Here is a 24572-nt window from a genome sequence, read left to right as displayed (position 1 = left end):
CCGGAGCTCCATGTCCTCGCCACGATCAGCCATGGAGGACCTCCATGATCCGGGCCGCGGCCTGCTCCTCGTCGAGACCCTCCTCGAGGGCCTCGGCGCGAGCGTCCAGGACCCGCTTGTAGTCACTGGGCATGACCTCGGTGAACCGCGCGACGGCGGCCGGCCAGTCGGCCAGCAGCTCCTCGGCGACGGTCGACCCGGTCTCCTCGAGGTGGCGGGTCACCAGCGCGTGCAGCTCGTCGACCGCGTCGCCCTCGACCTTGTTCAGGTCGACCAGCTCGGGGTTGACCCGGCCCTCGTCGAGGTCCAGCACGAACGCGTAGCCACCGGACATGCCCGCGGCGAAGTTGCGTCCCGTCGGACCGAGGATCACCACGACGCCGCCGGTCATGTACTCGCAGCCGTGATCGCCCACGCCCTCGACGACCGCGAGGGCCCCGGAGTTGCGGACGCAGAAGCGCTCGCCGACCACGCCGCGCAGGAAGATCTCGCCCGACGTGGCGCCGTACCCGATCACGTTGCCGGCGATGATCTGCTCACGCGCGTCGAAGGTCGCCGCCCGGTCGGGGCGTACGACGATCCGGCCGCCCGAGAGCCCCTTGCCGACGTAGTCGTTGGCGTCGCCCTCGAGGCGCAGCGTGATCCCCTTCGGGACGAACGCGCCGAAGGACTGGCCGGCCGAGCCGGTGAACGTGATGTCGATCGTGCCGTCCGGGAGGCCCTCGCCGGCGTACCGCTTGGTCACCTCGTGGCCGAGGATCGTGCCGACGGTCCGGTTGACGTTGCGGATCGCGACCTGGGCCCGGACAGGCTCGCCCCTCTCCAGCGCGTCCTGCGCCAGCGGGACCAGCTCGGTGACGTCCAGCGACCGGTCGAGGCCGTGGTCCTGCACCGTCGTGTTGCGCAGCGCGGCCCCCTCGGGGAGCTCGGGCTTGTGCAGGATCGGCGACAGGTCGAGCCCGGCGGCCTTCCAGTGGTCGACCGCCTCGGCGACGTCGAGGACGTCGACCTGGCCGATGGCCTCCTCGAGGGTGCGGAAGCCGAGCTCGGCCAGCAGCTCGCGGACCTCCTCGGCGATGTACTCGAAGAAGTTCACGACGAACTCGGCCTTGCCGGTGTAGCGCTCGCGCAGGACCGGGTTCTGCGTCGCGACGCCCACAGGGCAGGTGTCGAGGTGGCAGACCCGCATCATGATGCAGCCCGAGACCACCAGCGGGGCGGTGGCGAAGCCGTACTCCTCCGCGCCGAGCAGCGCCGCGACGACGACGTCGCGACCGGTCTTGAGCTGGCCGTCGGTCTGCACCACGATCCGGTCGCGCAGGCCGTTGAGCAGCAGGGTCTGCTGGGTCTCGGCCAGGCCGAGCTCCCACGGACCGCCCGCGTGCTTGAGCGAGGTCAGCGGCGAGGCGCCGGTGCCGCCGTCGTGGCCGCTGATCAGCACCACGTCGGCGTGCGCCTTGGAGACGCCCGTCGCGACCGTGCCGACGCCGACCTCGGAGACCAGCTTCACGTGGACGCGGGCCTGCGGGTTGGCGTTCTTCAGGTCGTGGATCAGCTGCGCGAGGTCCTCGATCGAGTAGATGTCGTGGTGCGGCGGCGGGCTGATCAGCCCCACCCCCGGCGTGGAGTGCCGGGTCCTGGCCACCCACGGGTAGACCTTGTGGCCGGGCAGCTGGCCGCCCTCGCCGGGCTTCGCGCCCTGGGCCATCTTGATCTGGATGTCGTCGGAGTTGGTGAGGTACTCCGAGGTGACGCCGAACCGGCCGGACGCGACCTGCTTGATCGCGCTGCGCCGCTCGGGGTCGTAGAGGCGGTCCGGGTCCTCGCCGCCCTCCCCGGTGTTGGACTTCGCGCCCAGCCGGTTCATCGCGACCGCGAGGGTCTCGTGGGCCTCCTGGCTGATGGACCCGTAGGACATCGCGCCGGTGGAGAAGCGCTTGACGATCTCCGAGACCGGCTCGACCTCCTCGATCGGGATCGAGGGCCGGTCCTTGAAGCGGAACAGCCCACGCAGCGTCATCAGCCGCTGCGACTGCTCGTCGACGCGCTGGGTGTACTGCTTGAACACGTCGTAGCGCCCGGTGCGCGTGGCGTGCTGGAGCCGGAACACGGTCTCGGGGTCGAACAGGTGCGGCTCGCCCTCGCGACGCCACTGGTACTCGCCGCCGATCGACAGCTCACGGTGCGCCGGCGCGATCCCGCCGCGGGGGTACGCCGTGGCGTGGCGCCGCGCGACCTCCTCGGCGATCGTGTCCAGGTCGATGCCGCCGAGCTTGGAGGTGGTGCCGGTGAAGTACCGGTCGACCACCGCCTGCGACAGGCCGACGGCCTCGAAGATCTGCGCGCCGGTGTAGGAGGCCACGGTGGAGACGCCCATCTTGGACATCACCTTCAGCACGCCCTTGCCCAGCGCCTTGATCAGGTTCGCGACGGCCTTCTCGGCGTCGGCCTTGACGTAGTAGGCCTCGCGGGCGAGGTCCTCCACCGACTCCATGGCCAGGTAGGGGTTGACCGCGGCCGCGCCGTAGCCGACCAGCAGTGCCACGTGGTGCACCTCGCGCACGTCGCCGGCCTCGACCAGCAGCCCGACCTGGGTGCGCGTCTTCTCCCGCACCAGGTGGTGGTGGACCGCACCGGTGAGCAGCAGCGACGGGATCGGCGCCAGCTCGGCGGTGGAGTGCCGGTCGGAGAGCACGATGATGCGGGCGCCGCCGGCGATCGCCTCGGACACCTCGGCGCAGATCTCGTCGATCCGGGCCGCCATCGCGTCGCCGCCGCCCTCGACGTCGTACAGGCCGCGCGCGACGTGGGTGATGAAGCCCGGCATGTCGCCGTCGCGGTTGATGTGCCGGATCTTGGCCAGGTCGTCGTTGGAGATGACCGGGAACGGCAGCACCACCTGGCGACACGACGCGGGCGTCGGCTGGAGCAGGTTGGCCTCCGGGCCGATGGTGCCGTTGAGCGAGGTGACGAGCTCCTCGCGGATCGCGTCCAGCGGCGGGTTGGTGACCTGCGCGAACAGCTGCGCGAAGTAGTCGAACAGCAGCCGCGGCTTCTCGCTGAGCGCTGCGATGGGCGTGTCGGTGCCCATCGACCCGATCGGCTCGGCCCCGGTGTTCGCCATCGGGGTGAGCAGGACCCGCAGCTCCTCCTCGGTGTAGCCGAAGACCTGCTGGCGGCGGGTCACCGAGGCGTGGGTGTGCACGACGTGCTCACGCTCGGGGATGTCGTCGAGGTGGATCAGGCCGGCGTGCAGCCACTCGTCGTACGGGTGCTCCGCGGCGAGGCCGGCCTTGACCTCCTCGTCCTCGATGATGCGGTGCTCGTCGGTGTCGACGAGGAACATCCGGCCCGGCTGCAGCCGACCCTTGCGGACGATCGTGGCGGGGTCGAGGTCGAGCACGCCCACCTCGGACGCCAGCACGACCAGCCCGTCGTCGGTGACCCAGTAGCGCGAGGGACGCAGGCCGTTGCGGTCGAGGACCGCACCGATCTGCGAGCCGTCGGTGAAGACGACGCAGGCGGGGCCGTCCCACGGCTCCATCATCGAGGAGTGGAACTCGTAAAAGGCGCGGCGCTTGGCGTCCATCTCGGCGTGGTTCTCCCACGCCTCGGGGATCATCATCAGCACCGAGTGCGGCAGCGACCGGCCACCCATGTGCAGCAGCTCGAGCACCTCGTCGAACGAGGCGGAGTCCGAGGCGCCCGGGGTGCAGATCGGGTAGAGCCGCTCGAGGTCGCCCGGGATCAGGTCGGACTTCAGCAGCGCCTCGCGGGCCCGCATCCAGTTGCGGTTGCCCATGACGGTGTTGATCTCGCCGTTGTGGGCGATGAAGCGGAACGGGTGCGCCAGCGGCCAGCTCGGGAACGTGTTCGTCGAGAAGCGGCTGTGCACGACGGCCATCGCCGAGGCGATCCGCTCGTCGGTCAGGTCGGGGAAGAAGTTGTCGAGCTGGTCGGTGGTGAGCATGCCCTTGTAGGCGAGCGTGCGCGACGACAGCGACGGGAAGTAGACCTCGGTCTCGCGCTCGGCGCGCTTGCGCAGGCAGAACGCGAGGCGCTCCAGCGCCATCCCGGTCAGGCGGGAGCCGGCACCGGCGACGAACAGCTGGCTGAAGGCCGGCATGACGCCCAGCGCGGTGGCGCCCAGGATGTCGGGGTTGGTGGGTACGTCGCGCCAGCCCAGGACCGCGAGGCCCTCCTCGGCGGCGATCTCCTCGATCTGCCGGCGGGTCTTGGCCACCTGCCCGTCGTCGCCGGGCAGGAACGCCGTGCCCACGGCGTACGAGGACGGCGGGGGCAGCTCGAAGCCCGCCTCACGGGTCACGTCGCGCAGGAACGCGTCGGGGACCTGCATGAGGATTCCGGCGCCGTCGCCGGAGTTGGGCTCGGCTCCCGCGGCGCCGCGGTGGTCGAGGTTGCGGAGCGCGGTGAGCGCCTTGGCCACGATGTCGTGGCTGGCGTTGCCGGTCAGGGTCGCGACGAAAGCCACGCCACACGCGTCGTGCTCGTGGCTGGAGTCGTAGAGGCCCTGGGGCGGCGGGAATGCGTGCTGGTACGGCACCGGGCATTCTCCCGTCGTCGTGCCGGCGCGTCCCCCGGGTTGCCCCGGAAGGCGTACCGGCGGGTTCGGCCGTGCAAGTGAGATGCAGCGTCAGGCGTTGCAGGGGACGACATTGGCCCTAGCGGAGGCCTCAGGCTACCACCGAGTTCCGCCGCCGAGCACCGGCTGTTCCCCTGGCGGACAGGGCCGTCCGGCGCCCGGTCAGTCGACCGTGCCGGGCGTCGTGCGGGACTCGTCGGACGCCTCGACCGACTCCGGCTCCGGCTCGTGGCCGGGCCGGTAGACCTCGGTCTCGCGTCCGGGGCGCAGCCGGGAGCTGACCACGAAGTAGATCGCGGCGGCGACGAACAGCACGATCGAGGTCCAGACGTTGAACCGCAGCCCTCCGACGTCCTTGAGCTCGACGTCGTCGATGCGCAGCATCTCGATCCAGCCGCGGCCGGCGGTGTAGGCCATCACGTAGAGCGCCACCACCCGCCCGTGGCCGAGGCGGAACTTGCGGTCCGCCCAGACGACGAAGCCGAAGGCGCCGAGGTCCCAGAGGCACTCGTAGAGGAACGTCGGGTGGAACGTCTGGTAGTCGAAGTAGCCGACCGGACGGTTGTCGCGCGAGATCTCCAGGCCCCACGGCAGGTCGGTCGGCTTGCCGAACAGCTCCTGGTTGAACCAGTTGCCCCAGCGCCCGAGGGCCTGGGCGACCAGGACCCCGGGCGCCATCGCGTCGAGCACCGGCAGCAGCCGGATCCCCTTGCGGCGGGCGCCGATGTAGACACCCAGCGCGCCGAGCGCGATCGCGCCCCAGACACCGAGCCCGCCACGCCACACGTAGAGCGCCTCGATGGGGTGCTTGCCCTCGCCGAAGTACAGGTCGTGGTCGGTCATCACGTGGTAGAGCCGGCCACCCACGAGGCCGAACGGCACCGCCCAGACCGCGAGGTCGCTGACCTCGCCGGCGCGACCGCCACGGGCCACCCAGCGCCGCTCGCCGATCCAGATGGCTGCGACGATGCCGAGGATGATGCAGAGCGCGTAGCCGCGGACCGGCAGCGGGCCGAGGTACCACACCCCCTGCGAGGGGCTCGGGATCGAGAGCGCCGTGAGCATGGGTCAGTCCCCCTGGGCGAGCAGCGTGTGGATGTCCTCGGCGAACTGCGCCGCCGACGTCTCCTGGGACCAGTAGACCGGGGCCTCGTCGTGGCTGTCGATCCCGGTGATGGTCGTGCCGTGCGTGACGTCGTACCCGCCGGAGGGCAGCTTCTTGCCCTGGGTCACGCCCACCCCGAGCGGCTTGCCGATCTCGACGATGTCGGCGAGGTCGCCGGTCAGCCCGATGAAGTCCGGGTCGACGTGCTCGAGGTAGCGGGCCAGCACCGTCTCGGTGTCGCGGGCGGGGTCGGTGGTCACGTAGACCACGTCGACCCGCTCGCGGTCGGCGTCGCTGAGCCGTGTCATGGCCGAGGCGAGGTTGGCCATCACCACCCCGCAGATGTCGGGGCAGTGGGTGTAGCCGAAGAAGACGAGGGTGAGCGGCTTGTCGGTGCTCTTCGTGAGCGAGTACGACGCGCCGGTCGTGTCGGTCAGCGGCACGGCGGACACCTCGAACGGCGGGTCGAGGCGGTTGCCGTTGAACCCGCCGGAGGACGACGACGCCTCCCCGCCGCAGCCGGCCAGCGCGAGCAGGCCGGTGGCGAGGACCGTGGCGAGGGCCCGACGCCCGCGGGCCCTACGCACGACGTACGCCGGCGGCGAGGTCCTCGGTGAGGGCCCGGAGCGAGCGCAGGCCCGCCGCCCGGTCGTCGGGGTGGTCGAGCAGGGTGCGGACGAAAGCCGAGCCGACGATCACGCCGTCGGCGTACGACGCCACCTCGGCCGCCTGGTCGCCGTTGCTGACGCCGAGCCCGACACCGATCGGCAGCGACGTGTGCCGCCGGGTGCGCTCGACCAGCGGACCGGCGAGGTCGCTGGTCGTGGCGCGGGCGCCGGTCACACCCATGACGGCGGTGGCGTAGACGAAGCCGCGACAGGCCGCGGTCGTCATGGCGATGCGCTCGTCGGTCGAGGACGGCGCCACCAGGAAGACCTTGTCGAGGTCGTGGCGGTCGGCCGCCGCGATCCACTCGCCGCCGCTGTCGGGGGTCAGGTCGGGCGTGATCAGGCCCGCTCCCCCGGCGCTGGCCAGGTCGGCGGCGAACCGCTCGACGCCGTACCGCTCGACCGGGTTCCAGTAGGTCATCACCACGGTGGGCGTGCCGGTCGCGGCGACCGCCTCGACGGTGCGCAGCACGTCGGTGGTCCGCACGCCCCGGTCGAGCGCCTGCTGGGCGGCGGCCTGGATCGTCGGGCCGTCCATCACCGGGTCGCTGTAGGGCAGGCCGACCTCGATGACGTCGCACCCGGCGTCGACCATCGCCCGGAGGGCCTCGATGCCGCCGGCGACGTCGGGGAACCCGGCCGGCAGGTAGCCGACCAGCGCCGCACGGCCGTCGGCCCTGGCCTTCTCGAACGCCAGCGCGGTGCTCACGCCTCACCCTCCTCGGGGTCGCCCACGGGCTCCTCGGTGACCTGGTCGGGGTCGCCGAGCCCGAAGTACTCGATCGCGGTGCCCATGTCCTTGTCGCCGCGGCCCGAGAGGTTGATGAGGACCGTCGCCTCGGGGCCCTTCTCGGCCGCGAGCCGCTCGGCCACCCGGAGCGCGCCGGCCACCGCGTGGGCGGACTCGATCGCGGGGATGATGCCCTCGGTGCGGCTGAGCAGCGCCATCGCCTGCATGGCCTCGTCGTCGGTGACGGGGAGGTACGTCGCCCGCCCGGTCGCCGCGAGGTGGGCGTGCTGGGGCCCGACACCGGGGTAGTCGAGGCCGGCGGAGATCGAGTGGGACTCGATGGTCTGGCCGTCCTCGTCCTGCAGGACGTAGGTGCGGGCGCCGTGCAGGACGCCCTTGGCACCGGCGTGGATGGTGGCGGCGTGCCGCGGGGTGTCGACGCCCTCGCCGCCCGGCTCGAAGCCGTAGATCGCGACCTCGGGGTCGTCGAGGAAGGCGGTGAACAGGCCGATCGCGTTGGACCCCCCGCCCACGCACGCCGCGATGGCGTCGGGCAGCCGGCCGTAGCGGTCGAGGCACTGCTGGCGGGCCTCGTCACCGATGCCGCGGGTGAAGTCACGGACCATGCTGGGGAACGGGTGCGGCCCCGCCGCGGTGCCGAAGAGGTACGCCGTGTGGTCGACGCTGGCGACCCAGTCGCGCAGCGCCTCGTTGATGGCGTCCTTGAGCGTGGCGCTGCCGGACTCGACCGGGACGACCTTGGCGCCCAGCAGGTGCATGCGGGCGACGTTGAGGGCCTGGCGGCGGGTGTCGACCGCGCCCATGTAGACGGTGCAGTCGAGGCCGAAGTAGGCCGCGGCCGTCGCGCTGGCGACGCCGTGCTGGCCGGCGCCGGTCTCGGCGATGACGCGGGTCTTGCCCATCCGCTTGGTCAGCAGGGCCTGGCCGAGCACGTTGCGGATCTTGTGGGCGCCGGTGTGGTTGAGGTCCTCGCGCTTGAGCAGGATCCGGGCGCCGACCTTGTCGCTGAGCCGCTCGGCGAGGTAGAGCGGGCTGGGCAGGCCCGCGTAGTCGCGCAGGATCGCGTCGAAGTCGGCGACGAAGGTCGGGTCGGCCATGGCGTCCTGCCAGGCGACGGTGAGCTCGTCGAGCGCCGCCACGAGCGCCTCGGGCATGAAGCGGCCGCCCCAGCCGGCCTCGGGTCCGCCGAACCAGCCCTGGGCGTCCGCGTCGTAGCTGGTCGGCCTCTCCACGTTGGTGGTCATGCCTGCACTCCTGTCATGGCTCGCACGGCCTGCTCGGGGTCGCCGTCCTTGACGAGCGCCTCGCCCACGAGCACCGCACGGGCGCCCTCGGAGACGAAGCGGACCACATCGTCGCGACCGAAGATGCCCGACTCCGCGACCTTGACCCGGTCGTCCGGGATCAGGGGCGCCAGCCGGCCGAAGGTGTCGCCGTCGACGGCGAGGGTCTTGAGGTTGCGGGCGTTGACGCCGACCAGCTCGGCGCCCAGGGCGACCGCGCGCTCGGTCTCGGGCTCGTCGTGGACCTCGACGAGCACGGTCAGGCCGAGCTCGCCCGCCACGTCGAAGAGCCGGCGCAGGTCGTCGTCGGCCAGCGCCGCCACGATGAGCAGCGCGAGGTCGGCGCCGGCGGCGCGGGCCTCGACCAGCTGGTACTCCGTGACGATGAAGTCCTTGCGCAGGATCGGGGTGTCCACCGCCGCCCGCACCGCGCGCAGGTCGTCGAGGCTGCCGCCGAACCGGCGCTGCTCGGTGAGCACGCTGATCGCGCCGGCCCCGCCGGCGGCGTATGCCGCGGCCAGGCGGGCCGGGTCCGGGATGTCGGCGAGGTCGCCCTTGCTGGGGCTGCGTCGCTTGACCTCGGCGATCACGCTCGAGCCGGGCGCGCGGAAGTGCGGCATCGGGTCCCGGGGCGGGTCCACGTCGGCGAGCGCGGCGCGCAGGTCGGCCAGGCGGGTCTGGGACTCGCGTGCGGCGAGGTCCGTCCGCACGCCGGCGACGATGTCGTCGAGCACGGACATGGGACCTCCTGGTCGGTACGAGGGTGTGGGGACAAGCCTCTCACCCGGACGGTGAGCGTGGGCGCGGGGGCTCAGGGGGCGAGCCAGCCGCCCACCGGCAGGTTGCGGGCCACCGTGAAGACGGCCAGCACCGCCACGAACGCGACCCAGGCCGCACGCGGGATGCGCAGCGGGGCCATCGCTGCTCCCCCACGCCAGCAGGCCACGAGGCGCCGCGCCCACAGCGCCACGACGAACGGCGCGGCCACCACCAGCAGCAGGTTGCTCGACGCGGCCGCGACCAGGTCGAGGTGGGTGAGGTCGTTGACCGCCCGCAGGCTGCCGCAGAGGGGGCAGCTGAGCCCGAGCAGCGCCACCGGGCAGAATCCCCAGGACCCGGAGGCGTGGGGGTCGCGCAGGTGGAGCGCCAGCGTGCCGGCCACGGCCAGCGCACCCGCCGCCAGCGGCAGGGACAGCCGCTGCAGGCGACCGGGCCGCGTGAGCGGCGGCGGCGCGGCGGCGGCCATCACGGGCAGGGTCACGGGCTCTCCCGTCAGGGGACGGTCAGTGGCTGGAGGCGTTCAGGCCCAGCTTGGCCATGACGGCGTAGACGACGAGCGAGGCGACGCACAGGGCCACGCCCACCCAGAAGACCGTCATGTTGATCGGGTCCAGCATCAGCCCGGCTCCCCCCACCACGAAGCCGAGCAGCGCGACCGCGACAGCACTCCAGGCTGCGGGGGTGTTGCCGTGGTTGTCAGACATGCAGGCTCCTCGAAACGCGGGGGTCGGTCGTGCGGGACACAGTCTATTGGGCCGTTCCGGCCTCGGGGCCGCGACCCTCGTCGATCGGTGCGGCCGTGGGGTCGCGGCCCTCGTCGATCGCCTTCCAGAGCTCGAGGTTGGACTGATCCTCGGGCGCGACGGCGGCCTGCGCGGGGCGACCGCCGGTGGGGGCGTCGTACCTGCTGCCCATCTCCGGCCAGGCCGGCGCCCACCGGACGGCCAGCACCGTGGCCACCAGCGAGAGCACCGCGCCGGCGGCGGCCGCCCAGAACCAGCCCGTGTGGGAGACCGCCACGTCCGTGATGCCGACCGCGGCGTAGTCCGCGCGGAGCGTGTCGACCACCGACGACCACCCCGCCACCACCGCGGCGAGGGTGCCGAGCGAGGCGACCGCACCCAGCAGCGCGACGGCGCGTCGGACCCGGCCACGGGTGACCAGCACCACGCCCCAGCACGCGAGCACCACGAGCGCCAGGGCGCCCGCGGCCGGGGCCTTGCCGGAGTCCACCGACAGGGCGAGCGAGGAGAGCTGGCCCGCCGAGTCGCCCTCGGCGTGCGCCCACGGCTTGTTGCCGGCGACGGCGGCCAGGCCGGCGCCGACCAGGCCAAGGAGGACGACCGGCCCGAACGTGCGGCGTGCCGGGTCCCGCGGCGGCTCGGTGGGCTCGTCCGCGGGCGCGTGCCCGGCGTCAGCCATCGGCGCGCTCCAGCAGCACGTCGGCGTCGAAGCAGGTCCGGTCGCCGGTGTGGCAGGCCACGCCCTCCTGGTCGACGCGGAGCAGGATCGTGTCGCCGTCGCAGTCGAGGCGGACCTCCTTGACCCGCTGCACGTGGCCGGAGGTCTCCCCCTTGATCCAGTACTCCTGGCGGGACCGGCTCCAGTACGTCGCCCGGCGGGTCGTGAGCGTGCGGGCCAGCGCCTCGTCGTCCATCCAGCCGAGCATCAGCACCTCGCCGGTGTCGTGCTGCTGCACCACGGCGGGCACCAGCCCGTCGGCGGACCGCTTGAGGCGCTGGGCGATGGCGGGGTCGAGGGAGGTCACCCTCCCAGTATCGCGGGAGGGCAGTGCCGGGCCTGATCCGGCCCGGCTCGACGTCAGGCGCCCTGCTGTGCGACCCAGGAGGCGTGCAGCCCGGCGTAGACGCTGTCGGGCTGCTGCACGAGCTCGCGGTGGGGACCGCGCTGGACGATCCGGCCCTTGTCGACCACGACCACCTCGTCGGCGTTCTCGGCGGTCGACATCCGGTGCGCGATGGTGACCGAGGTCCGGCCGCTCATCAGGCGCTCGAGCGCGCGGCCGATCCGCATCTCCAGGGCCGGGTCGACGGCGCTGGTCGCCTCGTCGAGCACGAGCAGGTCCGGGTCGGCGAGGTGGGCCCGCAGCAGCGCGACCAGCTGCCGCTCACCGGCGGACAGCGACTCGCCGCGCTGGCCCACCCGCGTCGCGAGCCCCGCGGGGAGACCGGCCAGCCAGTCGCCCAGCCCGAGCTCGTCGGCGCTGGCCAGGACGTCGGCCTCGGCCGCGTCCAGCCGGCCGTAGCGCACGTTGGCCAGCAGCGTGTCGTCGAAGAGGAAGCCCTCCTGCGGCACCAGCACCACCCCGCGTCGCAGCGAGGAGTGCGCGATCGTGCTCACGTCGACCCCGTCGAGCAGGACCCGGCCCTGCGACGGGTCCATCAGCCGGGTGAGCAGCTTGGCGAAGGTGGACTTGCCGGAGCCGGTCTCGCCCACGATCGCCACCCGCGTGCCCGCGGCGATGTCGAGGGTGACGTCCCGCAGGACCGGGGGCCCGCCGGGGTAGGCGAACGTGACGTCCTCGAAGCGCACGTCGATCGGCCCGCGGGGCAGGGTCTCCCCCTCCGGACCGGGGTCGACGAGGTCGGCGGGCGTGTCGAGGATCCCGATCACCCGCCGCCAACCGGCGATGGCGTTCTGCGCGTCGGTGAGGATCTGGGTGCCCATCTGCACCGGACCGACGAACAGGGTCACCAGGAACGCGAAGGCGAGCACCTTCCCGGCGGTGATGTCGCCCGCGAAACCGAGCCAGATGCCGACGATCAGCACGCCGGCGTTCGCGAGGCCGGCCGAGACCCCGCCGAGGGAGAACGAGAACGCCGTGAAGCCCTGGGCGCGGGTGCTGGCGGCCTTGTGGGCCTCGATCGCGTCGTCGATGCGGCGCTGGGTGCGGTCCTCGACGGCGTACGACCGCACGACCGCCGCACCGACCACCGGCTCGGAGACGGCCGAGAGCAGCAGTCCGACCTGGCGGCGGACCGTGCCGTAGGCGTCGGAGAGCTTGCGCTGGAAGAAGCGCAGCGAGAGGAAGAGCGGCGCGAAGCAGACCCACACCACGACCGCGAGCTGCCAGCTGTAGACCACCATGATGATCGTGGCGACCAGCATCTGGCCGATGCTGACCACGAAGATCAGACCGCCGAAGACGAGGAACTGGCTGACCTGGTCGACGTCGCTGGTCACCCGCGCGACCAGCGCGCCGCGGCGCTCGGTGTTCTGCGTCAGCAGGGGCAGGTCGTGGACGTGGCGGAACGCCTTGATCCGCAGCGTCGCCAGCCCCTTCTCCGAGGCGGTGAACAGCCGGCTCGTCATGGCGTACGACGCCCAGCTGGTCACCAGCAGCCCGACGAAGGCCGCGAGTCCCATCAGCGCGGTGAAGCGGACGTCGGGACCGCCGGGGCCGTTCAGGCCGCGGTCGAGGGTCTGCTGGACCGCGATCGGCACGATGACCTGGCCCACGGAGGCGAGCACCGCGAGCACGAGGGTCCAGCCGATCCCCTCCTTGAGCTCCGGGGAGAAGGCGACACCGCGGCGGATGGTCTCGATCGCGGCGATCTCCTCGCCGGTGTCCATCCGGGTGCCGCTGGTGCGCTCGCTGGTCGTGGCGCTCACTGGGTGTCTCCTGCCAGCTCGCCCGAGTGGTCGGGCAGGGCCTCGGGGTGCTCGCTGTGCTCGTAGGCGTTGACGAGCCGGGCGTACGACGGGCTGCGGCGCAGCAGCTCCTGGTGGGTGCCGCGGTCGACGATCCGGCCGCCCTCGAGGTGGACCACCTCGTCGGCGAGCCCGATCGTGGCCTTCCGGTAGGCGACCACCACCAGCGTGGCCCCGGTGTCGCCGGAGCGCAGCGCCTCGAGGATCCGCGCCTCCACCTCCGGGTCGACCGCGGACGTGGCGTCGTCGAGGATCAGCAGCCGCGGCCGGCGCACCAGCGCCCGGGCCAGGGAGATCCGCTGGCGCTGACCGCCCGACAGGGAGGTGCCGCGCTCCCCCAGCTTGGTGTCGAGCCCCTCGGGCAGCGCGGCGACGAACCCGTCGGCCTGCGCTGCGCGCAGCGCGGCCCACACCTCCTCGTCGGAGACGTCGGCGCCCAGGGTGACGTTGCCACGCACGGTGTCGTCGAAGAGGAACGCGGTCTGCGGCACGATCGCGACCGAGCGGGCGAGCTCGCCGCGGGCCAGGTCGCGCAGGTCGGTGCCGTCGAGCAGGATCCGGCCGCCGTCGGGGTCGACGAGGCGGGTCATCAGCGTGGTGAGCGTGCTCTTGCCGGAGGCCGTGGCGCCGACCAGCGCCACCGTGCGACCCGGCTCGACCTCGAAGGTGAGGTCCTCGAGCAGCCCCTGCTCCGGGTCGTGGGCGTAGGTCAGGCCGTCGACGACGAGCCGGGCGCCGCCTGCGTCGCGGGTCAGGAACCGGTCGCCGTACTGCATCTCGCCGGTCGCCTCGAGGACGGCGGTCACCCGGCGGAAGCCGACGACGCTGCGGGGGAACTCCCCCAGCAGCCAGCCGATGGAGCGGATCGGGAAGGACACGATGGTCAGCAGGTAGGCGACCGTGACCACGTCACCGGCGTCGGTGGCGCCGTTCAGCACCCGGGAGACGCCCACCGCCAGGACGACCAGCACGCCGGCGCTGGGCAGCGCCGCCAGGATCGGGTCGAACGCCGCGCGCACCCGGCCGGCCCGGATGTTGACGTCGCGCAGCTCGTGGGCCCGGTCGGCGAACCGGCGGGTCTCCTCCTCCTCGCGCCCGAGGGTCTTGACCACCAGGGCGCCGTCGAAGGACTCGTGGGCGATCTCGCTGACCTCGGCACGCAGCTGCTGGGCCCGCGTCATCAGCGGGGAGGCGAGCCGCTGGTAGGCGAGGTTGGCGACGATGACCGCCGGGAAGACGAGCAGACCGACCATTGCCAGGACCACGTCGGCGAAGAACATCTGCGCGATGGCGATCACCATCATCGCGAGGGTGCCGACCGCCATCGGCAGCGGCGCGATCGGCCCCCAGGCAGCCTCGACGTCGGCGTTCGCGTTGGAGAGCAGCTGCCCGGTCGGGTGGCGCTGGTGCCACTCCATGGGGAGGGAGAGGTACTGCCGGGTCACGGCCCGGCGGGTGTGCGCCTGCATGCGGTACTGCATGACGCCGGCGCCGAGGCGGCGCGCCACGATGCCGACGGCGCGCAGGATCGCGACGCCGAGGAAGAGCGCGAGCACCGCCCACAGCAGGCTCGCGTCGATGCTGCCCTGCTCGAACGCCGGCAGCACGACGTGGTCGGTCGACCAGCCGAGCACCCAGGCGTCGGCCACGGTGAGCGCGCCGAAGAGCAGGCTGCCGATGGTGGAGACGGTGAAGATCCAGGGCTCCCGGCGGATGGCGACGCCGAGCACGGCGAACCCCTCGCGCGTCGTCGATCCGCGCCGCCCCACCCGTTTGTCCGTCACCGGCTCAGGTTATTCGCCGCCACCGACACCCGCCGAATCACGCGGGGCCCACCGCTGGGTCCGACCTATGCTCGCGGGCATGAGCACCCCCTCCCTCGCCCGGCGTGAACGACGCGCCCTCTGCGACACCGCACTGGCTCTCGGCGAGGACGCACCGACGCTGTGCGAGGGCTGGGACGCCAAGGACCTGGTCACCCACCTGCTGGTGCGCGAGAACCGTCCCCTCGGCGCGCTGGGGATCGCGGTGCCCCGCCTCGAGGGGCTCGCCGAGCACGAGATGGCGAAGGTGGGCCGGGCCGACTTCGCCGCGCTGGTCGAGAAGCTGCGCCACCCCCGCCTCACGCCGTACGCCCTCCCGCCCGTGGACCGGCTCCTGAACACCCTGGAGTACTTCGTCCACCACGAGGACCTGCGGCGGGCGCAGCCCGGCTGGGAGGCGCGCGAGCTCGACCAGCGCGACCAGTCCCGCCTGTGGTCGGCGATCAAGGTCGCCGGGCGCGGTCTGGTGCGTCCGGCCGGCGTGCCCGTGCAGCTGCGTCGCACCGACACGGGCGCCACCGCGGTGCTCCGGCGCGGGGACGACCCGGTCGTGGTGACCGGGCTGCCCTCCGAGATCGTGCTGCTGCTCTTCGGCCGGGACCGGGTGGCCGAGGTCCGGCTCGACGGGACGGCCGAGCGGGTGGCGCGGCTGCGGAGGGCCGACCTCGGCATCTGAGCCGTGCCCGAACCGTGACCACGAGTGCCGGACGACCCGGGTCCCGGCGCCGTACCGTCGGCCCATGGGACGACCTCTCACCACGCCCGCGTCGCGGGTCCCGGCGCTGGTCGCCGCCCTTGTCGGGTCGACCCTGGTCGGGTCGCTCCTGCTCGGCGGGTGCAGCAGCGGCGACGCCACCCCCTCGGACGCGCCGGCGACCCCGGTGGAGCCGACCGACGAAGACTCCAGCGCCACGGTCCCGGACGGGGTCGCGGTCACCGGGCTCGACGACGGCCCGGTGGGGCTCGCAGCGGTCGGCAGCGACGTCTGGGCGGCGCTCCCGGACGCCGGCCGGGTCCTCGTGTCCGGCGACCGGGGCGTGAAGGTGGGGTCGCTGCCGCTTCGGCTGGTCGACACCCCCGAGGGTGTCTGGGTGAGCGCGATCGGGGACGGGGCGGTGGTCCGCATCGACCCCGGCAGCGGTGAGGTCGACCGGCGTACGACGCTTCGGCCCGCGGGCAGCGAGCCCGAGGGGCTGGCGTTCGACGGTGACCGCGTCTGGGTGGTGGACCAGGCCGGTGACCGGGTGCTGCCGCTGGACCCCGCCACCGGGAAGATCGGCGCGGCCGTCGAGGTGGGCATCGGGCCGCGGCTGGTCGCGGCCGGTCCGGACGGGGTCTACGTGAGCAGCTACGTCGCCGGGTCGGTGACCCGCGTGGCCGACGGCGAGGCGACCACCGTCGACGTCGCGGGCTGCACGTCACCGCAAGGGCTGGCCGAGGCCGCCGGTGTGGTGTGGGTCGCCTGCACCACCGACGGCCGCGTGGTCGGGCTCGACGCCCGGACCCTGACGCCGGTGGCCGACCTCCCCGACCTCGCGACCGCCGACGCGGTCGTCGCGGACGGGGACACTGTCCACGTCGTCGGCCAGCAGGGTCCGACGGTGTGGACGATCGACGCCCGCACGCGGGAGGTCACCGGCGAGCTGGTGCTGGACGCGCAGCCGAGGACGACCGAGAACGTCGACGCCGTGCTCCAGGACGGGCACCTGTGGGTGTCGCACCCCGAGGGGCGCCGGTTGTACGACGTGCCGCCGGCGCTGCTGGCAGCTGGCCGGTGACCCGCCCGGCTGCGCCGCCCCCGGGCGGCCGGCCGCGGGAGTACTCTCGAAGCAGATCGAGTGCCGACGACGGGGGAAGCGCATGTTCTGGTGGATCGTGGTGGCCGTGGTGGTCGTCGGACTGGCGGCGTACGCCTTCTGGCCGCGTCGCGGCGGGATCAGCGACCGCAGGGCGCGCAGCGACGTGCAGACCTTCCAGGGCAAGGTCGAGAACTACAACAACCCCAGCGGTCCGAACTTCGGTGGTCCACTCTGAGCGAGTGACGCGCCCGGTCAGCGCACCGGGTGACCCGCTGCGGCCAGCGCGGCCTTCACGTCGGCGATCCGCAGCGTGCCGAAGTGGAACACCGTCGCTGCCAGCACCGCGTCCGCACCCGCCTCGACGGCGGGCGGGAAGTGCTCCACGCGACCGGCGCCGCCCGAGGCGATGACCGGGATGCTGACCTCGCGTCGCACGGCGCGGATCAGGTCGAGGTCGAACCCGTCCTGGGTGCCGTCGGCGTCCATGGCGTTGAGGAGGATCTCGCCCGCGCCGAGCTCGGCCGCACGTGCCGCCCACGCAATCGCGTCGAGCCCGGCGGACTTGCGCCCACCGTGGGTGGTGACCTCGAAGCCCGAGTCGGTGCCGGGCGCCCGTCGCGCGTCGACCGAGAGCACGAGCACCTGGTTGCCGAAGCGGTCCGCGATCTCGGCGACCAGCTCGGGCCGGTTGATCGCAGCGGTGTTCACCGCGATCTTGTCGGCGCCCGCCCGCAGCAGCCGGTCGACGTCCGCCACGCTGGAGACTCCCCCGCCGACGGTCAGCGGGATGAAGACCTCCTCGGCGGTGCGCGACACGATGTCCATCGTGGTGGCCCGGCCCTCGTGGGAGGCCGAGATGTCGAGGAACGTCAGCTCGTCGGCGCCCTCGGCGTCGTAGGTGCGGGCCAGCTCCACGGGATCACCGGCGTCGCGGAGCTCCTTGAAGTTGATCCCCTTCACCACGCGACCTGCGTCGACGTCGAGGCACGGGATGACCCGGACGGCGAGGCTCACGACACGGCCGGCTTCGTCAGGGCCAGCGCGTCCTCGAGGGTGAACCGGCCCTCGTAGAGCGCGGTCCCGGCGATGGCGCCCTCGACCCCCTGCGGCACCAGCGACATCAGGGCGCGGATGTCGTCGAGGGTGGTGACGCCGCCGGAGGCGACGACGGGTCGGTCGGTGGCCGCGCACACGTCGCTGAGGAGCTGCAGGTTCGGGCCCTGGAGCATGCCGTCCTTGTTGACGTCGGTGACGACGTACCGCGCGCAGCCCTCGGAGTCGAGCCGGGCGAGCACGTCGTAGAGGTCGCCACCCTCGCGGGTCCAGCCGCGCGCCGCGAGCGTGCGGCCGCGGACGTCGAGGCCCACGGCCACCCGGTCGCCGTACTCCGCGATCGCGCGGGCGCACCACTCCGGCTGCTCCAGCGCCGCGGTGCCGATGTTCACCCGGCGGCAGCCGGTCGCCATCGCGGCGGCCAGCGACTCGTCGTCGCGGATGCCGCCGCTCATCTCGACGCGGATGTCGAGGGTGCCGACGATCTTCGCCTGCAGCTCGCGGTTGTGGCCGCGGCCGAACGCGGCGTCGAGGTCGACGAGGTGGATCCACTCCGCACCCGCGTCCTGCCAGCGCAGCGCCGCCTCGACGGGGTCGCCGAACCGCTTCTCCGAGCCGGCCACGCCCTGCACGAGCTGGACGGCCTGGCCTCCGGCGATGTCGACGGCGGGCAGCAGCTCGAGGTAGTCAGCCATGGGGAAATCCTAGGTTCGGGGACGAGTAGAGCGGCGCCGGGTCTCAGCGCCGGCGGAACAGCAGGGTGTGGATGACGGGCGCGACGAGGAGGCTCACCATCACCGCCAGGATCCGCAGCCCCCACTCGGGCGTGACGACCCAGACGAGCACGTTGACCGCGACCAGCAGGCAGATCGTGAACGTCAGCTCACGGCGCCGGCGCTGGGCCAGCAGGCCCGGCGTCCGTCGCGGCGTCGGCAGCCAGCCGGTCAGCGCCCGGCGACGGGCCTGCGACCGCTGCCGGCGCTCCTCCTCGCGGGCGCGGGCGGCAGCCCTGATCGCGGCCTCGCGCTCCCGCTCGGCCCGGCGGACCTGCCGCTCCTTGCTCACCCGAGGGTCCGTACCCAGTTGCGCAGCAGTGCGGCGCCCGCGTCGCCGGACTTCTCGGGGTGGAACTGGGTCGCGGTGAGCGGGCCGTTCTCCACCGCCGCCACGAACCGGTCGCCGCCGTCCTGCGGCTCCCCCGTGCGGGCCCACGTGACCAGCGGCGCGCGGGTGCGGTCGTTGGTCTCCAGGGTCCACTCGCGGACCCCGTAGGAGTGGACGAAGTAGAACCGCTCGTCCTCGATGCCCTCGAAGAGTCGCGACCCAGCGGGGACCTCGACGGTGTTCCAGCCCATGTGCGGCACGACCGGCGCCCGGAGCCGCTCGACGACACCCGGCCACTCGTCGCAGCCCTCGGTCTCGACGCCGTGCTCGACCCCGCGCGCGAACAGCACCTGCATGCCCACGCAGATGCCGAGCACCGGCCGGCCGCCCGCGAGCCGGCGGCCGATGATCCGGTCACCCTTGATCGCGCGCAGCCCGGCCATGCACGCGGCGTACGCACCCACGCCGGGGACCAGGAGCCCGTCGGCCTCCAGGGCCGCGTCGAAGTCACCCGTGAGGGTCACCTCGGCGCCGGCGCGCTCGACGGCACGCACGGCCGAGCGGAGGTTCCCCGACCCGTAGTCGAGGACGACGACCCGGGGGCTCAGAGCGTGCCCTTGGTGCTGGGGACGCCCGTCTCGCGCGGGTCGAGGGCCACCGCGTCGCGGAAGGCGCGGGCGAAGGCCTTGAACTGGGTCTCGACGAGGTGGTGCGGGTCGCGGCCGGCGAGCACGCGGACGTGCAGCGCGAGGTGGGCGTGGAAGGCGATCGTCTCGAAGACGTGCCGGGTCAGCGAGCCCTGGAACGCCGGGCCCGAGTCGCCGCCGATGGCGACGTACGCCTGGGCGTCCGGCTCACCGGTGTGCACGCAGTACGGGCGCCCGGAGACGTCCACGACGGCCTGCACCAGCGCCTCGTCGAGCGGGACGGTGGCGTCGCCGAAGCGGCGGATGCCCTTCTTGTCCCCCAGCGCCTCGCGCAGCGCCTGGCCGAGCACGATCGCGGTGTCCTCGACCGTGTGGTGGGCGTCGATGTGGGTGTCGCCCTCGGTCTGGACCGTCAGGTCCACCAGCGCGTGCCGCGCGAAGGCGGTGAGCATGTGGTCGTAGAACCCGACGCCCGTGGAGATGTCGTGCCGACCGCTGCCGTCGAGGTCGACCTCGACGAGCACCTTGGACTCGCTGGTCTGTCGCTCGATCCGCGCGACCCTGCCCGATCCCTGGGAGCTCATGTGAGTCCTTCCTCCGTGACGGCGACGAGCGCCTTCTTGAACGTGTCCATCTCCTCCGGCGTGCCGATCGACACCCGGAGCCACCCCTCGGGGCCGACCTCCCGGATCAGCACACCCCGGTCGAGCAGCCCCTGCCAGACAGCATGACGGTCGGCGAAGGTGCCGAACAGCGCGAAGTTGGCGTCCGTGTCGGCGACCGTGTGTCCCTGGCCGCGCAGCCACTCGACGCACGCGTCCCGCTCGGCGCGCAGCTCGTCGACCCTGCCGAGCAGCTCCGGCGCATGCCGCAGCGCCGCCAGCGCGACAGCCTGGGTGACCGCGGAGAGGTGGTAGGGCAGGCGCACGACGCGGATCGCGTCGCAGATCCGCGGGTCCGCGGCCAGGTAGCCCAACCGCGCCCCGGCGAGGGCGAAGGCCTTGCTCATCGTCCGGCTGACGACGAGGTTGCGGTGCTCCGGCAGCAGCTCCAACGCGCTGGGCGTGCCGCTGCGGCGGAACTCGCCGTACGCCTCGTCGACGACCACGATCCCGTCGTGCCCGGCCGCGGCCTCGCACAGCACGGTGACCGCCTCGGGGGCCAGGGCCGTGCCGGTGGGGTTGTTCGGCGAGGGCAGCAGCACGACGCTCGGGCGCCGCTCCTCGATCAGGGCGCGCGCCCGGTCGAGGTCGAGCGAGAAGTCGTCCTCGCGCCGGCCCTGGACCCACTCGGTCATGGTGTCGCGGGCGTACTCGGGGTACATCGAGTACGTGGGCGCGAAGCTCAGCGCGACGCGCCCCGGGCCACCGAAGGCCTGGAGCAGCTGCAGCATCACCTCGTTGGAGCCGTTCGCGGCCCAGACCTGCGCCGGGTCGATCCCGTGGGGGGTGTCCCGGGAGAGGTACGCCGCGAGCGCCTCGCGCAGCTCGGTGAACTCGCGGTCGGGGTACCGGTTGAGCGTGCCCGCGGCCTCGGCGACCGCGGCGGCGATGTCGGCGACGCACGCCGGCGAGGGTCCGTAGGGGTTCTCGTTGACGTTGAGCTGGACGGGCACGTCCAGCTGCGGGGCGCCGTACGGCGCGAGGCCGCGCAGCTCCTCGCGGAGCGGTGGGAACTCACCCATGGCGTCAGCCCTGGAAGCGGACGCGGACCGCGGCACCGTGGCCGGGCAGGTCCTCGGCCTCGGCCAGCGTGACGACGTGGTCGGCGACCTCGGCCAGGCCCTCGCGCGTGTAGTCGATGACGTGCACCGACTTGAGGAAGGCGCGGACCGACAGCCCCGAGGAGTGGCAGGCGCAGCCCGCCGTGGGCAGCACGTGGTTGGAGCCGGCGCAGTAGTCGCCCAGGCTCACCGGCGCGTAGGAGCCGACGAAGATCGCGCCCGCGTTGCGCACCCGGGCGGCGACCGCCGAGGCGTCGGCGGTCTGGATCTCGAGGTGCTCGGCGGCGTAGGCGTTGACGACCTCCAGGCCCTGCTCGACGTCGTCGACGAGCACGATGCCGGACTGGCGACCGGCCAGGGAGGTGCGGATCCGCTCGGTGTGGCGGGTGACGGAGACCTGCTTGTCGAGCTCGGCCTCGACCTCGTCGGCGAGGCGCTCGGACGGGGTGACCAGGACGCTGGCGGCCATGGGGTCGTGCTCCGACTGGCTGATGAGGTCGGCGGCGACGTGCGCGGGGTCGGCGGTGTCGTCGGCGAGCACCGCGATCTCGGTCGGGCCCGCCTCGGAGTCGATGCCGACCAGGCCCTTGAGCAGCCGCTTGGCCGAGACCGTGTAGATGTTGCCCGGGCCGGTCACCAGGTCCACGCGGCGGCAGGGGCCGGCGCCGTAGGCGAACATGGCGATCGCCTGGGCTCCGCCCACGGCGTACACCTCGTCGATGCCGAGCAGCGCGCAGGCGGCCAGGATGGTCGGGTGCGGCAGGCCGCCGTGCGCCTTCTGGGGGCTCGAGGTCAGCGCGATGGACTCGACGCCCGCGACCTGGGCGGGCACGACGTTCATGACCACGCTGGAGACCAGCGGCGCGAGCCCGCCGGGCACGTAGAGGCCGACGCGCTGGACCGGCACCTTGCGGTGGGTGACCCGGGCGCCGGGCCCGAGGTCGGTGACGACGTCGTGCTCCAGCTCGGCCTCGCAGGTGGCGCGCAGCCGGCGGATCGACTCCTCGAGGCCGGCGCGGACGGCCGGGTCGAGCTCGTCGAGGGCACGGCGGATCGCCTCGGCCGGGACCGCGATGTCGGTCTGCTCGACGCCGTCGAACTTCGCGCTGAACTCGGCGATCGCCTCGACGCCGCGGTCACGCACCGCGTCGCAGATCGGGCGGACGACATGGATCGCGGCCTCGACGTCGAACTCGGCGCGCGGCACGGCCGCGCGGTAGTCGACGGGAGCCGCGCCGTCGGCGGCGGCTCCACGCAGGTCGATCCGGCGAATCATGGGGCCGATTCTACGAGGGCGGCGCGCCGCGGCCGAACCCGCGACGTTGGCTGGACCACGCCCGCGCGTGCCCTAGGTTGGCTGTGTGACCGCTCCCCTGCCGATGTTCCCGCTCAACGCGGTGCTGTTCCCCGGCGTGAGCGTGCCGCTGACGATCTTCGAGGACCGCTACCGCGCGCTGGTCCACCACCTGCTGCGGGTGGAGGACCCGGCGGACCGGGTCTTCGGGTCGGTGGGCATCCGGGAGGGGTACGAGGTCGGCGACCACGGGGCGCAGTCGCTCTACCGCGTCGGCTGCCGCGTCCAGCTCACCGAGGTGGAGCCGCACCCCGACGGCACGTTCGACATCGTGGCGGTCGGGCTGGACCGGATCGAGCTGCAGCGCCTGGACACCTCCGGGACCTTCCCGGTGGGGCACGTCGTCGAGCGGCCCGAGACCCCCGCGCACGTCCCCGAGGAGATCCTGGACCGGGCGCGGGCGACCTTCTCGGCGTACCGGATGGCGCTCACCGACATCCGCAGCGACCCCTACACCGGCAGCCTGCCCAAGGACCCCGGCTACCTCTCCTGGACCCTGGCCGCCGTCGCTCCCCTGCCGATGCACGAGCGGCAGGCGCTGCTCGAGGCCGAGGACGCAGCGGAGCGGCTGGTCATGGTCACCGACCTGCTGCGCGGCGAGCTGCGCGCGATGAACGTCATCCCGTCGCTGCCGGCCACCGAGGTGGCGCGGACCCGCTGGTCCCCCAACTGAGGGGAGGCCCGGATGGCGAAGAAGTCCGCAGGCGGGACGCCGGCCACGGTCGCCCTCACCCGCGCCGGCATCTCCTTCACCCTGCACGAGTACGCCCACGACCCGCGCGCGGAGTCCTACGGGCTAGAGGCCGCCGAGGCCCTCGGCCTGGATCCCGCGCGCGTGTTCAAGACGCTGATGGCCACCGTCGACGGCCGGCTCGCGGTCGCGGTGGTGCCCGTCTCGGGGCAGCTGGACCTGAAGGCACTGGCCCGCGCGCTGGGTGGCAGCAAGGCAGCCATGGCGGAGGTCGCCGCGGCCGAGCGGGCCACCGGGTACGTCGCCGGCGGCATCTCCCCCATCGGCCAGAAGCGCTCCCACCCGACCGTCCTCGACAGCACCGCGCTCGACCACCCCACCGTCTTCGTCTCCGGCGGTCGGCGAGGCCTGGACCTCGAGATCGCTCCTGCCGACCTGGTCCGGGTCACCGGCGCGACCACGGCGGCGATCAGGAGGGCGTGAGGTCTGGGCCGCGGCTCGCGGGCGGTGGCCTGCGTCCCAGGGCAGCACGGCAGGCCTGATCACCCGGCGGGTGCCGGGTGATCAGGCCTGCGCGTGCTGTCCGGTGTGGGTCAGTTGGTGTCGAGGCGGATGGTGCCGTGCGGGGCGACGAGGTAGCTGCGGCCGTGGGGGCCGTGCCACTCGTAGCTGCCGTCGCGTCGCCGTCGGTAGCGCCAGCGGCCGGAGGTCTTGCAGCGGTGATGTCGCCGGCAGAGTGGGGCGAGCCGGTCGGGGGATGTCTGCCCCGGCGGTCAGCCCTCGTCGAGCGGGACGTAGGGCTCGATGTGGTCGAGGTCGGACCGTCGGGCGTCGATCTGGCACCAGGGGAAGACACAGTGCCCGTCGCGCAGGATGACCAGCTCGGCCATCCACGGTGGTGGGTCGTGCTGGTCGACCGCCTTGGTGGTGGCGAGGTCGATGACCGGCTGGACGGTCACCCTCGAGCGGCCGACCCAGTCCTTGATCAGGTCGATGGTGGCCGGCCCGAGCCGCTCGACCGTGCCGGTCACCGTCCCGCTCGTGCCGGGCTCAGTGGTGGTGCAGCCGGTGGCGAGGTCGGCCAGGGAGAGGTCGGCCAGGTTGAGGTGGAGGTAGAGCCGGGTCCTGGGCGGCCGTGGCTTCACGTCTGTGACAGCGGCTGCATCCACGGGCGCGGCCGCGGGCTGGTCGGTGGGTTGTCCGGTGTCGTGTCCGGTGACGGAGAGGAGGTCGAGGGTGGCCTGCTGGGCGGCGATCACGCCGAGGGCCTTGGCCTTGCGGACCTCGAGGTCGTCCTGGTCGCCCATGGCCTTGAGCTGGGCGGCCTGGTCGCAGACCAGGTCGTGGAAGGCGGTCAGGTCGAGGGTGTCCCCGGCGACGTCGAGGTAGCTGGTGCCGTCGAACCGGCCGGGGTGGTCGTGCCGCAGCGTGACGTGCCACCCGTTGCGGCCCTTCTTCTCCTGCTGGGCGATCAGGTCGGGGTCGAACGTGGCGATCGCGTGCGCCACGGTGGTCT

General features: G+C 73.1%; 24 protein-coding genes and 1 pseudogene. 5 read left to right on the top strand and 20 right to left on the bottom strand.

Annotation, left to right across the window (positions count from 1 at the left end):
- Positions 1–25 precede the first annotated feature (25 nt).
- From gltB to ACFO9I_RS09160, 12 genes are all read right to left on the bottom strand, one after another.
- Positions 26–4564: a glutamate synthase large subunit gene (gene gltB / locus ACFO9I_RS09215; RefSeq protein WP_379180040.1), complete on the bottom strand. Its 4539-nt coding sequence runs from the start codon at positions 4562–4564 to the stop codon at positions 26–28.
- A 201-nt stretch (positions 4565–4765) separates the two neighbouring features.
- Positions 4766–5668, bottom strand: a complete 903-nt coding sequence (lgt, locus tag ACFO9I_RS09210; RefSeq protein ID WP_379180038.1) for a prolipoprotein diacylglyceryl transferase — start codon at positions 5666–5668, stop codon at positions 4766–4768.
- A gap of 3 nt (positions 5669–5671) precedes the next feature.
- Positions 5672–6295, bottom strand: a complete 624-nt coding sequence (locus tag ACFO9I_RS09205) for an SCO family protein (RefSeq protein ID WP_379180036.1) — start codon at positions 6293–6295, stop codon at positions 5672–5674.
- Positions 6288–7085, bottom strand: coding sequence for a tryptophan synthase subunit alpha (gene trpA, locus ACFO9I_RS09200; RefSeq protein ID WP_379180034.1), 798 nt, complete (start codon positions 7083–7085; stop codon positions 6288–6290). The genes ACFO9I_RS09205 and trpA overlap by 8 nt, the downstream gene beginning before the upstream one ends.
- Positions 7082–8371, bottom strand: a complete 1290-nt coding sequence (trpB, locus tag ACFO9I_RS09195) for a tryptophan synthase subunit beta (RefSeq protein ID WP_379180032.1) — start codon at positions 8369–8371, stop codon at positions 7082–7084. The genes trpA and trpB overlap by 4 nt, the downstream gene beginning before the upstream one ends.
- Complete coding sequence (gene trpC / locus ACFO9I_RS09190) at positions 8368–9150, bottom strand: indole-3-glycerol phosphate synthase TrpC (RefSeq protein ID WP_379180030.1); 783 nt, start codon at positions 9148–9150, stop codon at positions 8368–8370. Before trpC ends, trpB begins: the two co-directional genes overlap by 4 nt.
- 71 nt (positions 9151–9221) lie before the next feature.
- The gene (locus ACFO9I_RS09185) at positions 9222–9671 is read right to left on the bottom strand and encodes a DUF2752 domain-containing protein (protein WP_379180028.1); all 450 of its coding nucleotides are present in this window, start codon (positions 9669–9671) and stop codon (positions 9222–9224) included.
- A gap of 22 nt (positions 9672–9693) precedes the next feature.
- Complete coding sequence (locus ACFO9I_RS09180; protein ID WP_379180026.1) at positions 9694–9894, bottom strand: HGxxPAAW family protein; 201 nt, start codon at positions 9892–9894, stop codon at positions 9694–9696.
- A gap of 43 nt (positions 9895–9937) precedes the next feature.
- Positions 9938–10612: a Trp biosynthesis-associated membrane protein gene (locus ACFO9I_RS09175; RefSeq protein WP_379180024.1), complete on the bottom strand. Its 675-nt coding sequence runs from the start codon at positions 10610–10612 to the stop codon at positions 9938–9940.
- Entirely contained in the window at positions 10605–10958 is a 354-nt protein-coding gene (gene hisI / locus ACFO9I_RS09170; RefSeq protein ID WP_379180022.1) for a phosphoribosyl-AMP cyclohydrolase, read from the bottom strand. Before hisI ends, ACFO9I_RS09175 begins: the two co-directional genes overlap by 8 nt.
- A 53-nt stretch (positions 10959–11011) precedes the next feature.
- Positions 11012–12823 carry an ABC transporter ATP-binding protein gene (locus tag ACFO9I_RS09165; RefSeq protein WP_379180020.1) on the bottom strand — a complete coding sequence of 604 codons (1812 nt, stop codon included), beginning with the start codon at positions 12821–12823 and terminating at the stop codon, positions 11012–11014.
- Positions 12820–14646, bottom strand: a complete 1827-nt coding sequence (locus ACFO9I_RS09160; RefSeq protein WP_379180018.1) for an ABC transporter ATP-binding protein — start codon at positions 14644–14646, stop codon at positions 12820–12822. Before ACFO9I_RS09160 ends, ACFO9I_RS09165 begins: the two co-directional genes overlap by 4 nt.
- Positions 14647–14725: 79 nt before the next feature.
- On the opposite strand from ACFO9I_RS09160, the gene ACFO9I_RS09155 reads away from it, so the two are divergent.
- The 3 genes from ACFO9I_RS09155 (at position 14726) to ACFO9I_RS09145 (ending at position 16719) form a co-directional block, all read left to right on the top strand.
- The gene (locus ACFO9I_RS09155; RefSeq protein WP_379180016.1) at positions 14726–15361 is read left to right on the top strand and encodes a TIGR03085 family metal-binding protein; all 636 of its coding nucleotides are present in this window, start codon (positions 14726–14728) and stop codon (positions 15359–15361) included.
- Between the two features lie 64 nt (positions 15362–15425).
- Positions 15426–16463 carry a hypothetical protein gene (locus ACFO9I_RS09150; RefSeq protein WP_379180014.1) on the top strand — a complete coding sequence of 346 codons (1038 nt, stop codon included), beginning with the start codon at positions 15426–15428 and terminating at the stop codon, positions 16461–16463.
- 82 nt (positions 16464–16545) lie between these two features.
- Complete coding sequence (locus ACFO9I_RS09145; RefSeq protein ID WP_379180012.1) at positions 16546–16719, top strand: hypothetical protein; 174 nt, start codon at positions 16546–16548, stop codon at positions 16717–16719.
- A gap of 17 nt (positions 16720–16736) precedes the next feature.
- On the opposite strand, the gene hisF is transcribed toward ACFO9I_RS09145, so the two are convergent.
- From hisF to hisD, 7 genes are read right to left on the bottom strand one after another with little or no spacing between them, the layout of a single operon-like run.
- Complete coding sequence (gene hisF / locus ACFO9I_RS09140; RefSeq protein ID WP_379180010.1) at positions 16737–17498, bottom strand: imidazole glycerol phosphate synthase subunit HisF; 762 nt, start codon at positions 17496–17498, stop codon at positions 16737–16739.
- Positions 17495–18232, bottom strand: coding sequence for a bifunctional 1-(5-phosphoribosyl)-5-((5-phosphoribosylamino)methylideneamino)imidazole-4-carboxamide isomerase/phosphoribosylanthranilate isomerase PriA (gene priA / locus ACFO9I_RS09135; protein ID WP_379180008.1), 738 nt, complete (start codon positions 18230–18232; stop codon positions 17495–17497). Before priA ends, hisF begins: the two co-directional genes overlap by 4 nt.
- Before the next feature lie 43 nt (positions 18233–18275).
- The gene (locus tag ACFO9I_RS09130; protein WP_379180006.1) at positions 18276–18602 is read right to left on the bottom strand and encodes a hypothetical protein; all 327 of its coding nucleotides are present in this window, start codon (positions 18600–18602) and stop codon (positions 18276–18278) included.
- A complete protein-coding gene (hisH, locus tag ACFO9I_RS09125; protein ID WP_379181109.1) occupies positions 18599–19249 on the bottom strand; it encodes an imidazole glycerol phosphate synthase subunit HisH in 651 nt (216 codons plus the stop codon). The genes ACFO9I_RS09130 and hisH overlap by 4 nt, the downstream gene beginning before the upstream one ends.
- Entirely contained in the window at positions 19246–19872 is a 627-nt protein-coding gene (gene hisB, locus ACFO9I_RS09120) for an imidazoleglycerol-phosphate dehydratase HisB (RefSeq protein ID WP_379180004.1), read from the bottom strand. The genes hisH and hisB overlap by 4 nt, the downstream gene beginning before the upstream one ends.
- The gene (locus tag ACFO9I_RS09115; protein ID WP_379180002.1) at positions 19869–20972 is read right to left on the bottom strand and encodes a histidinol-phosphate transaminase; all 1104 of its coding nucleotides are present in this window, start codon (positions 20970–20972) and stop codon (positions 19869–19871) included. The genes hisB and ACFO9I_RS09115 overlap by 4 nt, the downstream gene beginning before the upstream one ends.
- A gap of 4 nt (positions 20973–20976) precedes the next feature.
- Entirely contained in the window at positions 20977–22287 is a 1311-nt protein-coding gene (gene hisD / locus ACFO9I_RS09110; protein WP_379180000.1) for a histidinol dehydrogenase, read from the bottom strand.
- An 85-nt stretch (positions 22288–22372) separates the two neighbouring features.
- Between hisD and ACFO9I_RS09105 the strand changes: the two genes are divergently transcribed.
- Both ACFO9I_RS09105 and ybaK read left to right on the top strand, forming a co-directional pair.
- Entirely contained in the window at positions 22373–23038 is a 666-nt protein-coding gene (locus tag ACFO9I_RS09105; RefSeq protein ID WP_379179998.1) for an LON peptidase substrate-binding domain-containing protein, read from the top strand.
- Between the two features lie 12 nt (positions 23039–23050).
- Positions 23051–23539: a Cys-tRNA(Pro) deacylase gene (ybaK, locus tag ACFO9I_RS09100; RefSeq protein WP_379179996.1), complete on the top strand. Its 489-nt coding sequence runs from the start codon at positions 23051–23053 to the stop codon at positions 23537–23539.
- Positions 23540–23829: 290 nt separating this feature from the next.
- Here the strand turns inward: ybaK and ACFO9I_RS09095 are convergent.
- Positions 23830–24572: pseudogene (locus ACFO9I_RS09095) on the bottom strand (hypothetical protein); the annotation flags it as partial.

The organism is Nocardioides sp. GCM10023255, from assembly GCF_042653125.1.
Taxonomy (GTDB): Bacteria; Actinomycetota; Actinomycetes; order Propionibacteriales; family Nocardioidaceae; genus Nocardioides.
The sequence above is the reverse complement of the archived record's forward strand: the minus strand, read 5'-3'. Positions and strand labels throughout refer to the sequence as shown.

Excerpts from the sequence above, each read along its gene's own strand:
- hisB (WP_379180004.1), bottom strand. The coding sequence starts at position 19,872 with ATGAGCTCCCAGGGATCGGGCAGGGTCGCGCGGATCGAGCGACAGACC.
- ACFO9I_RS09150 (WP_379180014.1), top strand. The coding sequence starts at position 15,426 with ATGGGACGACCTCTCACCACGCCCGCGTCGCGGGTCCCGGCGCTGGTC.
- ACFO9I_RS09175 (WP_379180024.1), bottom strand. The coding sequence starts at position 10,612 with ATGGCTGACGCCGGGCACGCGCCCGCGGACGAGCCCACCGAGCCGCCG.
- ACFO9I_RS09115 (WP_379180002.1), bottom strand. The coding sequence starts at position 20,972 with ATGGGTGAGTTCCCACCGCTCCGCGAGGAGCTGCGCGGCCTCGCGCCG.
- trpC (WP_379180030.1), bottom strand. The coding sequence starts at position 9,150 with ATGTCCGTGCTCGACGACATCGTCGCCGGCGTGCGGACGGACCTCGCC.
- hisD (WP_379180000.1), bottom strand. The coding sequence starts at position 22,287 with ATGATTCGCCGGATCGACCTGCGTGGAGCCGCCGCCGACGGCGCGGCT.
- lgt (WP_379180038.1), bottom strand. The coding sequence starts at position 5,668 with ATGCTCACGGCGCTCTCGATCCCGAGCCCCTCGCAGGGGGTGTGGTAC.
- ybaK (WP_379179996.1), top strand. The coding sequence starts at position 23,051 with ATGGCGAAGAAGTCCGCAGGCGGGACGCCGGCCACGGTCGCCCTCACC.
- priA (WP_379180008.1), bottom strand. The coding sequence starts at position 18,232 with ATGGCTGACTACCTCGAGCTGCTGCCCGCCGTCGACATCGCCGGAGGC.
- ACFO9I_RS09155 (WP_379180016.1), top strand. The coding sequence starts at position 14,726 with ATGAGCACCCCCTCCCTCGCCCGGCGTGAACGACGCGCCCTCTGCGAC.
- ACFO9I_RS09145 (WP_379180012.1), top strand. The coding sequence starts at position 16,546 with ATGTTCTGGTGGATCGTGGTGGCCGTGGTGGTCGTCGGACTGGCGGCG.
- ACFO9I_RS09180 (WP_379180026.1), bottom strand. The coding sequence starts at position 9,894 with ATGTCTGACAACCACGGCAACACCCCCGCAGCCTGGAGTGCTGTCGCG.
- trpB (WP_379180032.1), bottom strand. The coding sequence starts at position 8,371 with ATGACCACCAACGTGGAGAGGCCGACCAGCTACGACGCGGACGCCCAG.